Origin of the sequence: Goodfellowiella coeruleoviolacea, from assembly GCF_024171785.1 — a bacterium.
Lineage (GTDB): Bacteria > Actinomycetota > Actinomycetes > Mycobacteriales > Pseudonocardiaceae > Goodfellowiella > Goodfellowiella coeruleoviolacea.
This window is the reverse complement of sequence record NZ_JAMTCK010000015.1, coordinates 119,362-132,352: the sequence shown is the minus strand read 5'-3', so window position 1 is coordinate 132,352 and position 12,991 is coordinate 119,362. Positions and strand designations below refer to the sequence as shown.

At 71.3% G+C, this 12,991-nt stretch carries 11 protein-coding genes and 1 riboswitch; of the genes, 2 read left to right on the top strand and 9 right to left on the bottom strand.

The annotated features are described in order from the left end of the window. Positions 1-132: 132 nt before the first annotated feature. The 9 genes from LX83_RS28495 to metG all read right to left on the bottom strand — a co-directional run bounded on the left by LX83_RS28495 (position 133) and on the right by metG (position 10,762). Positions 133-1,098 carry a 4-(cytidine 5'-diphospho)-2-C-methyl-D-erythritol kinase gene (locus tag LX83_RS28495; RefSeq protein ID WP_253776862.1) on the bottom strand — a complete coding sequence of 322 codons (966 nt, stop codon included), beginning with the start codon at positions 1,096-1,098 and terminating at the stop codon, positions 133-135. A 141-nt stretch (positions 1,099-1,239) separates the two neighbouring features. Continuing rightward, a complete protein-coding gene (locus tag LX83_RS28490; RefSeq protein ID WP_253776860.1) occupies positions 1,240-2,076 on the bottom strand; it encodes a MetQ/NlpA family ABC transporter substrate-binding protein in 837 nt (278 codons plus the stop codon). Positions 2,077-2,324: 248 nt separating this feature from the next. After that, the gene (locus LX83_RS28485; protein ID WP_253776858.1) at positions 2,325-3,008 is read right to left on the bottom strand and encodes a methionine ABC transporter permease; all 684 of its coding nucleotides are present in this window, start codon (positions 3,006-3,008) and stop codon (positions 2,325-2,327) included. Continuing rightward, positions 3,005-3,142 (bottom strand): hypothetical protein, encoded by a 138-nt coding sequence (locus LX83_RS28480; RefSeq protein WP_253776856.1) that lies wholly within the window; start codon positions 3,140-3,142, stop codon positions 3,005-3,007. The genes LX83_RS28485 and LX83_RS28480 overlap by 4 nt, the downstream gene beginning before the upstream one ends. A 193-nt stretch (positions 3,143-3,335) precedes the next feature. Next, positions 3,336-4,346, bottom strand: a complete 1,011-nt coding sequence (locus tag LX83_RS28475; protein ID WP_253776854.1) for a methionine ABC transporter ATP-binding protein — start codon at positions 4,344-4,346, stop codon at positions 3,336-3,338. Between the two features lie 243 nt (positions 4,347-4,589). Then, positions 4,590-4,680: riboswitch (SAM riboswitch) on the bottom strand. A gap of 546 nt (positions 4,681-5,226) precedes the next feature. Then, positions 5,227-6,111 (bottom strand): 16S rRNA (adenine(1518)-N(6)/adenine(1519)-N(6))-dimethyltransferase RsmA, encoded by an 885-nt coding sequence (gene rsmA / locus LX83_RS28470; protein ID WP_253776852.1) that lies wholly within the window; start codon positions 6,109-6,111, stop codon positions 5,227-5,229. 68 nt (positions 6,112-6,179) lie between these two features. Further along, positions 6,180-7,715 carry a ubiquitin-like domain-containing protein gene (locus tag LX83_RS28465; protein WP_253776850.1) on the bottom strand — a complete coding sequence of 512 codons (1,536 nt, stop codon included), beginning with the start codon at positions 7,713-7,715 and terminating at the stop codon, positions 6,180-6,182. Positions 7,716-8,073: 358 nt separating this feature from the next. Then, on the bottom strand, positions 8,074-8,913 hold the full coding sequence (locus LX83_RS28460) for a TatD family hydrolase (protein ID WP_253776848.1): 840 nt from the start codon (positions 8,911-8,913) through the stop codon (positions 8,074-8,076). A 46-nt stretch (positions 8,914-8,959) separates the two neighbouring features. Next, positions 8,960-10,762: a methionine--tRNA ligase gene (gene metG / locus LX83_RS28455; RefSeq protein ID WP_253776846.1), complete on the bottom strand. Its 1,803-nt coding sequence runs from the start codon at positions 10,760-10,762 to the stop codon at positions 8,960-8,962. A gap of 64 nt (positions 10,763-10,826) precedes the next feature. On the opposite strand from metG, the gene LX83_RS28450 reads away from it, so the two are divergent. Together LX83_RS28450 and LX83_RS28445 are read left to right on the top strand one after the other, a co-directional pair. Then, the gene (locus LX83_RS28450; protein WP_253776844.1) at positions 10,827-11,462 is read left to right on the top strand and encodes a PadR family transcriptional regulator; all 636 of its coding nucleotides are present in this window, start codon (positions 10,827-10,829) and stop codon (positions 11,460-11,462) included. 518 nt (positions 11,463-11,980) lie between these two features. After that, on the top strand, positions 11,981-12,922 hold the full coding sequence (locus LX83_RS28445) for an ATP-binding cassette domain-containing protein (RefSeq protein ID WP_253776842.1): 942 nt from the start codon (positions 11,981-11,983) through the stop codon (positions 12,920-12,922). Positions 12,923-12,991: the final 69 nt, after the last annotated feature.

Sequence of the window (12,991 nt, the reverse complement as noted above, 5' to 3'; positions counted from 1 at the left end):
TGATCATCGATGGTCGTGGCGGGCTGGTGGACCAGCCGCGACGACCAGGCGTTTCTACCAGGCGGCCAGGCGCGGCGGATCAGCCGCTCGCCCGGGCCGGCCCGGCGGCCGCCGCAGCCCGGCCGGCCGCGGTCAGGCGTGCACCTGCGGTGGCGTTGACCGGGGCAGGTCGTCGCCGGTGACCAGCTTGGCGCCGGGGACCGGCCCCTGGGCCACCCGCACGGTCCGGCACACGCCGGCGCCGGACAGCTCGGCGGCCACCCGCACCGCCGAGTCGGCGTCGCTGCACAGGAACGCGCAGGTCGGGCCGGACCCGGACACGATGCCGGCGAGCGCGCCGGCGTTCACCCCGGCGCGCAGGGTGCGCCGCAGCCCCGGACGCAGCGACACGGCCGCGGCCTGCAGGTCGTTGCCGAGCAGCAGGGCGAGCTGGTTGGGGTCGCCGGAGGCCAGCGCCTCCAGCACCGGTTCGGTGGACCCCAGTCGGGGCGGGTCGCCCTCGGCGCGCAGCCGGTCCAGTTCGGCGAACACCGCCGGGGTGGACAGGCCCTGCCGGTCGAAGGCCAGCACCCAGTGGAAGGTGTGCCTGGTCAGCACCGGCACCAGCTCCTCGCCCCGGCCGGTGCCCAGCGCGGTGCCCCCGTGCAGGGCGAACGGCACGTCGCTGCCCAGGGTGGCGGCCACCTCGGCGAGTTCGTCCCGGCCGATCTCCAGCCGCCACAGCGCGGCCAGGCCGACCAGCACGGCAGCGGCGTCCGCGCTGCCGCCGGCCATGCCACCGGCGACCGGGATGTTCTTCTTGATGATGACCCGGATCTTGGCGTCGTCGGGGTCGCGACCGACGTGGCTGGCCAGCGCGGTGACCGCGCGCCAGGCCAGGTTGCTCTGGTCGGTGGGCACGCTGTCGGCGCCCTCACCAGTGACCTCGATGCCGCTCTCCTCCGCCGAGGCGACGGTGACCTCGTCGGTCAGGGACAGCGCCTGGAAGACGGTGGCCAACTCGTGGTAGCCATCAGCACGGACGTCCCGCACGGCCAGGTGAAGGTTCACCTTGGCGGGGACACGGACGGTGACCGGGGGCGGTACAACGGCGAGCACACCATGCAGCCTACGGGCGTTACCGCTGAATGTGTTCTCCTCCCAGGTCAGCAGGGCGAAAACGGGCCTCGGACACAGCGGAACGGTCCGGCCGCCACCATCGCGACAGCCGGACCGTTCCGCGGTGCGCCCGGGGTCGGCTCAGGCCGGAATCACCGAGCCGTCGGTGAACCGCTGCTTGATGAAGTCCTTGACCTGCTGCGAGGAGAGCAGCTCGGCCAGGTTCTTGATCCGCGGGTCGTCCTTGAGTTCGGTGCGGGTCACCAGGCCGTTGGCGTACGGGTTGTGCTCCGCCTTCTCCAGGGCCAGTGCCTTCTCCGACGGCTTGAGGCCGGCCTCGATCGCGTAGTTGCCGTTGATCACCGACGCCTGGGTGTCGTCCAGGCTGCGCGGCAGCTGGGCCGCTTCCAGCTCGGTGAACTGCAGGTTCTTCGGGTTCTCCGCGATGTCCCGGATGGTGGCCTTCTCCTCGACCCCGTCCTTGAGCTTGAGCACGCCGTTGTCCTGCAGCAGCTTGAGCGCCCTGGCCTCGTTGGCCGCGTCGTTGGGCACGGCCACGGTCGCGCCGTCGGACAGCTGGTCCAGGCTGGTGATCTTGTTCGAGTACAGGCCGAGCGGCTCGATGTGCACCGGGCTGACCCAGGCCAGCTGGTTGCCGCTGTCCTGCTGGTACTGCTCCAGGAACGGGATGTGCTGGAAGTAGTTGGCGTCGAGGTCGCCGGCCACCAGCGCCGGGTTCAGCGTGGTGTAGTCGCTGAACTCGGTGATCTGCAGGTTCAGCCCCTTGTCCTTGGCCAGGTTGTCGGCCACGTACTTGAGGATCTCGCCGTGCGGCGTGGGGTTCACCCCGATCTTGAGCGGGGCGGACGGGTCGGCGGAGGCCCCGGCCGCGCCGGTGTCGCCCCCGCCGCAGCCGGCCAGGCCGACCACGCTGAGCAGGGCGCCAAGCACGATGGGCACGGCAGCACGGAGTCGCATCGGGCATTCCTTTCGATATCCACCCGCTGGTCGCGGGTGCTGGCGTCACAGCGGGTCCGCCCGCCCGTGACAGCGGTCACGCGCCACCGGCCGGTCAGCCGGGGGCGCTGGTCTGGGGTTGGCGCGCGGTTCGCGCGGTGGTCAGGCGCGGTGGCCGGGCGCGGTGGTCGGGTGCCGCGGCCGGGCGCGGTGGTCGGGTGCCTCGGCCGGACGCGGTGGCCAGGCGCCGCGGTCAGGTGGTGCCGCGGTCAGGTGCTGGCGTGGCGCCGGCGGTCGACCAGGCGCGCGGCCAGGTCGAACAGCAGCTGGATCACCGTGGTGAGCACGGCGAGCAGCACCACCGTGCTCCACAGCACCCGGTCGTCGAACCGCTGGTAGCCGATGCGCACAGCCACGTCACCGAGGCCACCGCCGCCGATCACCCCGGCCATCGCCGAGTAGCCGAGCAGCGCGATGGTGGTCACGCCGATGGCGTTGATCAGCGCCGGCGCCGACTCCCGCAGCAGCACGCTGCGCACGATCCGCAGGGTGGAAGCGCCCGTGGTCACGGCCGCCTCCACCACGGACACGTGCACCTCGCGGAGCACGTTCTGCACGAGCCGGCCGACAAAGGGCACCGCGCCGACGGCCAGCGGCACGATCGCCGCGGTCGGCCCGATGGACGTGCGCACCAGCAGCCGGGTCACCGAGGTCAGCGCGACCAGCAGCACCAGGAACGGCATGGCCCGGCCCAGGTCCACGACGGTGCCGAGGATCTTGTGCAGGACGACGTTGGGCCGCAGCCCGCTGGGCGCGCTCAGGTGCAGCAGCACGCCCAGCGGGATGCCCAGCAGGGTGGCGATCAGCGTGGACACGCCCACCATGTACAGCGTCTCGCCGGTCCCCACGCTGAGCAGTTCGAACACCTCGGACCAGGGGGTGGCCGCCCTCACTTCGCCTCCGCCCCGCCGCGGCCCGCGTCGGCGACCGCTCCGGCCGCCACCGCGCTGACCCGCACCTCGGTGAGTCCACTCCACCCCAGCTGGCAGGCCCGGCCGTTCCGGCCGACCTCCGCCTGACACCGCACTTGCTGTCCCGTCCCCACTGCTGCGTCACTGCCGCGAGCCCCCTGGGTGACCCCTGGGGGCTCAGTTCCGGCTCGTCCTGTTAGCACTGTCCTCAGTGGACCAGGTGCTGCCACCCGGTCCCGCTTTCCGTTGTCCCGCCCGACCTTGGTCCCGTCCTGTCTGTTCCTGTGCTGTCGTTCTCTGTCCTGTCGATCAGGCGGCCACGCCCTGCGGCCCCTTGGGCGTGCGCACGACCACCGCGCCGGTGTCGGAGATCCACTCCAGCGCGGAGTCGGCCCGCTCGCCGGTGAGGCCGACCCGGAACCGGGCGACCGGCGTCTCACCGAGCCGGGTCAGGCCGCCGCCGAGCAGGGCCAGTTGCACGTCGAACCGGCTGGCCGCCTCCGGCAGCAGCGCACCGACCGCGGCGAACCCGACCAGCACCACGTCGGCGACCCGGTCGTGGTTACCGGCCACGCCCGCCGACTGGTCCACCTCGGGCAGCAGCGTGGCCGCGGTGCGGCTGTTGGCGTCGGACACCAGGTCGAGCACGCGACCGTGCTCCACCACCCGGCCGTGTTCCAGCACGGCCACGTCGTCGCAGATGCGCCGCACCACGGCCATGTCGTGGGTGACCACCAGCACGGTGACCCCGAGTTCGGCGCGGGCCCGGTCCAGCACGGTGAGCACCGACCCGGTGGTCTCCGGGTCCAGTGCCGAGGTGGGCTCGTCCGCCAGCAGCACCGAGGGGTTCGCGGCCAGTGCCCTGGCCACCGCCACCCGCTGCCGCTGGCCGCCGGAGAGCTGGTCCGGGTAGTTGCCGGCCTTGTCGGTCAGGCCGACCAGGTCGAGCAGTTCCGCGACCCGGCTGCGCCGCTGCGGCGCGGGCATCCCGGCCGACTCCAGCGGGAGCGCCACGTTGCCGGCGGCGGTGCGCTGCCGCAGCAGGGAGTCGCCCTGGGGCACCACCCCGATCTGCCGGCGCGCGGCGCGCAGCCGGCTGCCGTCCAATCCGACCAGGTCGGTGCCGTCCACCCGGATCGAGCCGCTGTCCGGCCGCTCCAGCAGCGCGACGCAGCGCGCGAGCGTGGACTTGCCGGCACCGCTGGGGCCGACCACACCGCAGACCGTGCCGGCGCGCACGTCCAGCGTCACACCGGCCAGCGCGGTGACCGGACCACCTTGGCTGGGGAATGTCTTGGTCAGATTCTCGACAGTGATCACGTTTGCTCCACAGCAGCACACGGCGCGACGCCGGTGGGCGCGCGACAGTCCTCTTCGGACTCATCCGGGTGGGGTCGGCTCGGGGAAGTGCTTCGGTCAGAGGGGACGGCACGAACCCGGTTCACGGGTTCGGCACTTCACACGTGGCTCAGACAGCCAGTGGCGGTACGCCGACACTGGTCCACGCAGATCCTTCTGACCAGCCTCGGCCAGCCTGTGGGCATTCGTTCGGAGTGCACAAGTCCTCCATCGATCCTGGCGGTAGCACCTGCCCGTTGGCGGGTGGTTGCTGCGGCGTCAAAGAGCCAGGTCTCTCGGCCGCTCGGGATGGATGCCTAGGCAGTACACCTGACACGACCGGATGAACGCAAGTAGCTGGCGCCCGAAACGGAGGAACGTTCGGGATGTCACACTTTCGGCCGCACGACCAGCACTAATGACGGCGGCCAGTCGGCCCATTGCCCGGGGCGACACCCACCGCTAGCCACCCCACCAACCGCCCGATCGGGTGACACGCATCACCCCCGCCCCCGCGAGTCGTGTTTTCACGCACCGCGAGTCGACCTTGCAAACCCCCCGAGTTCGCTTTTCACGCACCGCCGTCCGAGTGACACCCCGCGCCGTTCACCCGTTCGGGTGGCAAGCCGCACACCTGGTGTTTCGCCAACCCTCAGTGCTCTCCATACGTCCTGTGGGTGACACACGACGGGGTGTTGCACCCGCCGACCCACGCCCCGGCCACTGGCCAGTTGCGGACACCGGCCGCCACGTCCGCCGCGCCGCCACAGCCGGGCGGGCCCAGATCCTTCACCTGTTTGGCGGTGCGCGAACGTGCAACTCGCGGGGTTTGCAAAGTCAACTCGCGCGGGTGCGGAGGTGATCAGGGGGTGGCGGCCTGGGCGATGCGGGCGAAGTCGGCGACGCTGAGCTGTTCGCCCCGGGCGGTGGCCGGCACGCCGGCGGCGGCCAGCACGCGCTCGGCCTCGGCCGGCGAGCCCGCCCAGCCGGCCAGTGCCGCGCGCAGGGTTTTCCGCCGCTGCGCGAAGGCCGCGTCGACCACGGCGAACACCGCGCCGCGGTCCACGTCGGCGGGCGCGGGCCGGCGGGTGAACGCCACCAGCGCCGAGTCCACGTTGGGCACCGGCCAGAACACCGACCTGGGCACGGTGCCGGCGCGGCGCATCTCCGCGAACCACGCGGCCTTGACGCTGGGCACCCCGTAGACCTTGTTGCCAGGGCCGGCCGCCATCCGGTCGGCGACCTCGGCCTGCACCATCACCAGGCCGTGGGCCAGCGAGGGCAGCTCGGCCAGCAGGTGCAGGACCACGGGCACGGCCACGTTGTAGGGCAGGTTGGCGACCAGCGCCGTGGGGGGCGGGCCGGCGACGCGCAACTGCTCCGCGCTGATCCGCATGGCGTCCGCGCCCACCACCGTCAGCCGGTCCGCCAGGCCCGGCGCCCGCTCCCCCACCGTGCGGGGCAGCCGCGCGGCCAGCACCGGGTCGATCTCCACCGCGACCACGGCGCGGCAGGCGGGCAGCAGCGCCAGCGTCAACGAGCCCAGCCCCGGGCCCACCTCCAGGACCACGTCGGACTCGGCAAGGCCGGCGCTGGCCACGATGCGGCGCACGGTGTTCGGGTCGTGCACGAAGTTCTGCCCCAGCTTCTTGGTGGGGCGCACGTCCAGTTCGGCGGCGAGCCGACGAACGTCGGCCGGACCGAGGAGCGCGCTCCCTGGTCCGGCCGAGGTGGGTTGGTCAGTCACAAGACGCCATCATCGCGGAACACGGCAGGTGGGGTGGGCGTGGGCTGCCCGACCAGGACCACGACGGCTCAGGCCAGGCCCAGCTTGGCGCGGCAGCCCGGCCAGGCCGAGTAGGTGCCGCCGCGGGCGTCGCGGACCTTGGTGGCGATGGCGATCTGCTCCTCGCGGCTGGCCTGGTGCGGGTAGGCGGCGTACTGGCCACCGCCGTAGGCGTCCCAGGTGCGCTTGTCGAACTGCAGGCCGCCGTAGTAGCCGTTGCCGTTGTTGATGGCCCAGTTGCCGGACGCCTCGCACTGGGCGAGCCGGTCCCACACCGCGCCGCCCTCCACCGTCGGGAGCTTGGTGCCGACCCGGACGATCTTGGGCTTGGCCTCGGTCTTGACGCTGACGCCCAGCTTCTCCCTGGCGGTCTCCACGCCGTTGCGCTGGGTGACCCGGTAGGTGACGATCTGCTCGCCGGGCGTGCCCTCGTCCTCGACCTTCTCCTCGCCCCGCATCATGTTCGGGTCCTGGATCTTCTGGACCGGGGGCTCGATCTTCTCCGGCTCGTTGATCACCATCGTGCCGGTGCGGCTGATGTGGATCTCGGAGCCGCTGACCAGCTTGACGTCCAGCCCCGGGTCGATGGAGTCCTCGGGGCCGAGGGTGATCCCCTGCGCCTGCAGCATCTCGCCGACGGTCAGCGCGGTCGTCTGGACCTGCTGGGCGGCACCGCCGCCGTCGAAGAGGGTGATCGTCTTGTTGCTCTTGACGTCAACGCTCATGCCCTCCAGCGGGATCTGCGCGTTGGCGTCGGAGGAGACCCAGGCGCCGTCGGTCTGCACGCCGAGCTGCTTGAGCGCCTCGCCGACGGTGTGCGCGCGGGTCCACGCCTCGCGCTGCTCGCCGTCCACGCTGACCTTGACCTGCCGGCCACGCTCCAGGGTGATCTTGCCGCCGTCGCCGATGGCGGCCTGGGGCGACGGGCTGAGCGCGTCGTGCGCGCCGACCTGGATGCCCTGGTCGGCCAGGACCTCGCCCACGGTCGACTCGTAGGTGCTGATGGTCTGCAGCTGACCGTCCACGTCCACGGTGACGGTCTTGTCCATGGCCAGCGCGGTGGCGCCACCGCCGGACAGGGTGACCAGGGCCGCCGCCACAGCGGCCTTGACGAACTTGCGCTTCCAGGAGGTGACGGCCTCCATCACCTCGGCCGGCGGCGCAGCCTGCGGCTGGTCGGCGGCCGGTGCCGCGGCGGGCTGCCCCTCGGCGGACTCCTCCTGGAAGAGGACCGCGGGCATCGGCGGCAACACCGTGGTCTCGGCGTTGACCATCCGGATCAGTTCGTCGATCTCGACGTTGACCGAGGCCAACAGCTCGTCGGCGTCCGGGCCGAGCACGTCGAGGACGTCCTGGGGGGTGACGCTCAGCGCGCTGAGCGGAAAGCCCCCTGGCGGGAAGCTGGGGTGGTCGGCCGGCGGGAAACCGTGGGGGCCACCAGCGGGGGCCGGGTGGTCGAGCACCCCGACGGCCGTTGCCGGCTGGTCACCGACCGGTCTGAACCAGTCCGTGGACTCGTCGAACGAGTGGCCGGCGCTGTCGTCAGGCCTACCGCGTCCAGTCACAGGGCCGATACCTCCCGAAGGCGGAAGTCACTCGCGCGGCGCGGTCGGTGTGGACGCGCGTGACGGCTGCCCGTGGTCCAGGCATCGACACCCATCCTCGTCTCCACTCCCGCGCGCGGGGCGCGTGACCTTCGTTCCGTGGCGTTCCGACTCCCGTAGCCAGCGCCATCCCGATCGGCTTCCTGCCCCGTCCACCGACCGGCCCCGACATGCACTGGATCTGACTTCGGGCGTTTCCCGGACTTCCTTGATCCGGGTACGGTCACGGGACCATAACGGAGCGCGGAGGGGTGGGCAAACACCCCGGTGAATGAAGTGATGTCGATCACAGCACGACTGGAGTAGTGCGGTGACTCGATCATCCCAACTTCGTCACGTCGTGCAATCGGAATACTCGCTCGGCATTGGAATTGACCACGCCAGCGAGGTCCTCGACCGCCATTCCACGGAGGGACGCCAAATCACGCACCGTGTACGCGGTGCAGTACGGCTCGTTCGGGCGTCCCCGGAACGGGTGCGGTGTGAGAAACGGTGCGTCGGTCTCCACCAGCACCTGGTCGAGCGGCACCAGCGCCGCGGCCTCCCGCAGCGCGCGAGCGTTGCGGAAGGTCACCGTACCGGCGAAGGACAGCACGTACCCCTCGTCCACGCAGCGCCTGGCGAAGTCGGCGTCACCGGAGAAGCAGTGGAAGACCACTGTGGACGGTGGCCCCTCCTCGCGCAGAATCCGCAGCACGTCGTCGTGGGCATCCCGGTCGTGGATCATCAGCGGCTTGCCCACGCGCTTGGAAAGCTCGATGTGCCAACGGAAAGCGTCCTGCTGCGCGGCTGGCGGCGAGTAGTCCCAGTAGTAGTCCAGCCCGGTCTCACCGATCGCCACCACGCGCGGCGCCTCGGCCAGCCGGCTCAGTTCGTCCATTTCGGACTGACCGAATTCCGCCGTCCTGGTGGGATGCAGCGCCACCGCGGCGAACAACCGATCGTCCCAAGTGGACGCCTCTACCACCCACCGCGCCGACACCAGGTCGTCGGCGACGGTGACCACCCGGCCCACCCCCACCGAGGCGGCCCGGTCCACCATCGCGGTCACCTGTTCGGCGTCCTTGGCGCCGCAGGCGTCCAGGTGGGTGTGCGCGTCGACCACCGCCGCCGGAAGGGGTTCCGGCAGCGGTGGTACCTCGTCGCGTCGACGACTCACCGTCGGTGACTCACTTCTGCTTCTCGTGGTTCCCGGTCCCGACGGCTCACTTCTGGACCGGCTGGATCGGCGCCCAGGACGGCCCGGTCTCCCCCAGCTCCGGGTCGAGCTTGGGGAACAGCGGGGTCGGCTTGTGCAGCGGACGGCCGACCGGGATCGGCGTGGACTCCCAGCGCGCCTGCTCCACGGTGTAGTCCCCGGTCAGGATCGGGTACTGCCGGTCGGGGATGTCCAGGTCGGTGACCTCGCGCAGCTCCGGCTGGGCCGCCCACACCCCGGTGCCGCCCAGCAGCTCGTGCACCTTCTGCGCGGCGTGCGGCAGGAACGGCGTCAGCAGCGTGTTGGCGTCCTGCACCACCTGCAGCGCGGTGTGCAGGATGGTGTCCCGGCGCTCCGGGTCGTCCTTGCGCTTCCACGGCTCCTGGTCGGACAGGTACCGGTTGGCCGCCGACACCACCCGCATGGCCTCGCCCATGGCCGCCTTGAACCTCGACCGCTGCAGGTGCCCGCCGACCACGGCGAACGCGTTGCGCGCCAGGGTCTTCAGCTCCTCGTCGGCCGGCTCGGGACGGGTCGGCTCGGGCACCGCGCCCACGTTCTTGGCGGCCATGGACACCGCCCGGTTGACCAGGTTGCCCCACTCGTTGGCCAGCTCGAAGTTGACCCGGCGGACGAACTCGTCCCAGGTGAAGTCGGTGTCCTGGTTCTCCGGCCCGGCCACCGCGATGAAGTAGCGCAGGGTGTCCGGCCCGAACTCGCGCAGGAAGTCGCGGATGTAGATGACCGTGCCGCGCGAGGTGGAGAACTTGGACCCGCTCATGGTGAGGAACTCGCTGGAGACGATCTCCCCCGGCAGGTTCAGCACGCCGTACTGGCCGGGCTGGCCGTCCTTGTCGCCCTGACCGTTGTGACCGAGCAGCAGCGCCGGCCAGATCTGGGTGTGGAAGGTGATGTTGTCCTTGCCCATGAAGTGGAAGCTGGGCGAGGCCGGGTCGTTCCACCACGCCTGCCACGCGTCCGGGTCACCGGACCGGCGGGCCCACTCCACGCTGGCCGAGAAGTACCCGATCACCGCGTCGAACCACACGTACAGCCGCTTCATCGGCTGGTCCCGCCAGCCGTCCAGCGGGACCGGCACCCCCCAGTCCAGGTCGCGGGTGATCGGCCGCGGCCGCATGTCCTCGACCAGGTTCTGGGTGAACTTCAGCACGTTGGGCCGCCACTCGGTCTTGGTGGACAGCCACTTGCCCAGGCTCTGGGTGAACGCGGGCAGGTCGAGGAACAGGTGCTCGGTCTCGATGAACTTCGGGGTCTCGCCGTTGATCCGGGACTTCGGGTTGATCAGGTCGGCGGGGTCGAGCTGGTTGCCGCAGTTGTCGCACTGGTCACCGCGGGCGCCGTCGTAGCCGCAGATCGGGCAGGTGCCCTCGATGTAGCGGTCGGGCAGGGTGCGGCCGGTGGTCGGGCTGACCGCGCCCGTGGTCGTCTTCGGGATGATGTAGCCGTTGCGGTGCAGGGCCAGGAAGAACTGCTGGACCACCTGGTAGTGGTTGCCGGTGGTGGTCCGGGTGTACATGTCGTAGCCGAGTCCCAGGCCCTGCAGGTCCTCGGCGATCACCCGGTGGTACTTGTCCGCGGTCTGCTGCGGGGTCGCCCCCTCGTTCTCGGCCTGCACCATGATCGGCGTGCCGTGCTCGTCCGTGCCGCTGACCATGAGCACCCGGTTGCCCAACATTCGCTGGTAGCGGGAGAAGACATCGGACGGCACACCAAAGCCGGAGACGTGTCCGATGTGCCGAGGTCCGTTGGCATATGGCCAGGTCGGCGCGGTAAGGACATGGGCGCTCATAACCGCATAGCCTACGGCCGGAAAGCTGGGACAACCGACCCGGCTCCGGGAAGGGGAATGCCAGGTGTCAGCGACGCGGTTGCTCGTGCTCGGCGTGGTCCGGATGCACGGACAGACGCACGGCTACCAGGTGCGTCGGGAACTGCTGTCGTGGTCGGCGGACAAGTGGGCGAACGTGCAGCGCGGCTCGATCTACCACGCGTTGAAGAAGCTGGCCAAGGACGGCCTGCTGCGCGCGGTGACCACCGAGGAGAGCGAGACCGGCCCGGAGCGGACCGTGTACGAGCTGACCCAGGACGGCGAGACCGAGTTCCAGGTGCTGCTCGCCAGGGGCCTCGCCGAAGCCGACGAGCGCGGCACGGACTGGTTGAGCGCGGCCATCGCGTTCATGACCGCGCTGCCGAGGCAGGAGGCGATCCGGCTGCTGCGGCACCGGCTGCTGGCGGTGGAGGCGCGACTGCCCGGCATCCGGCACTCGGTGGCCACGCTGTCCGGGGCGAGCGCGCCCGAGCACACCGGAGAGCTGGCCCGGCTGTGGCTGACGCACGCCGAAGCCATGCGGGACTGGGTGCGGGGCGTGCTGGACCGGCTGGAGGCCGGCCAGTACCGGATGGCCGACGACCCCGGCGAGCACTTCGGCCACCCCGGCGAGCACTTCGGCCACCCCGCCGCGCCCGTGCGGTCAGAAGACCCCGTGTAGTCAGGAGACCCCGTGCGGTCGGACGGCCCCTCGTAGTCAAGGGCCCCGTGCGGTCGGACGGCCCCGCGTGGCCAGAGGGCCCCGCGGTCAGAGGGCCCCGTGCGGTCGGAGAGGCCCGCATGCGGTCGGAGGGGCCCGCGCCGACGGGCGCAGCCGGGTGGACGATGACGCCGAATCGCGCCGCGCTCAGCCGAACGGGACCACGGGCTGGCGGCGCCGAGCCTCGGCAGGCAGCCCACGGGTCGCCCCAGATCTCGCCGTGGTTTCACTCCCGCCCCAACCCATCCCCCACCCTCTCCGGGGGGACGGCCCCTGGCCAGCCTATCCGTGCGGTGGTGGTGGGGACAGGGTTGTGGCGTGGGCTGTGGACAACTCCGGGGGGTGTGGACAACTGCGCGCCCGGTCGGGCGAAACCGCCCTGTAGTCAAATTTGACTCTGCTACGCGCAGCCCCCATGCTTCCGGTAGTCAAATTTGACTCATCCACCTGTCCCAGCAGTGCCCACGGAGGGAGCACACGTGATCAAGGCACGGGCGCTTGCCCGGCGGTTCGACACGCCAGCCGGACCGGTCGAGGCCGTGCGCGGTGTGGATCTCGACATCGCAGCCGGAGAGCTGGTCGGATTCCTCGGACCCAACGGCGCCGGCAAGACCACCACCCTGCGCATGCTCACCACGCTGCTCCGCCCCACCCAGGGCTCAGCCGTGGTGGCCGGTTGCGACCTGCGCGCCGACCCCGTGGGCGTGCGCCGCCGCATCGGCTACGTCGCCCAGGGCGGCGGCACCGGGCCGGACTACCCGGTCGACACGGAACTGCGCATGCAGGCCAGGTTCTACGGGCTGCCCCCGGCCCAGGCCGCCAGCCGGGCAGCCGAACTCGCCGAGTGGTTCGACCTCACCGACCTCATGGCGCTGCCGACCGCCGCGCTGTCCGGCGGCCAGCGCCGGCGCCTGGACCTGGCCATGGGTTTGGTGCACCGGCCAGCCGTGCTGTTCCTCGACGAGCCGACCGCCGGGCTCGACCCGCACAGCCGCGCCAACCTGTGGGAACGCATCCGCGACCTGCGCGCCGACCTGGGCACCACGGTCTTCCTCACCACCCACTACCTCGACGAGGCCGACGTGCTGTGCGATCGCGTGCTCGTGATCGACCAGGGCCGGATCGTGGCCCAGGGCAGCCCGGACGACCTCAAGCGGCAGGTGTCCGGTGACACCGTTGTGTTGACCAGCGCGCAGGCGGCCGCGGCCGCCGAGGTGGCCGGCCGGCTGCCCGGCGCGCACCAGGTCAGCGTGGCCGACACGGCCGTGCGGTTCCACGTGCCCGCCGGCGACACCGCCCTGCCCACCCTGCTGCGCGAACTGGACCAGGCCGAGGTCGAGCTGACCTCGGTCCAGGTGCACCGGCCGACCCTGGACGACGTGTTCCGCGCGCTCACCGGCCGGTCCCTCGGCCAGGACTGATCCCGGCCGTCCACGGCAGGAAGAGCACAAAGCACAGAGCACAGAGCACAGAGCACAGAGAGAAAACTG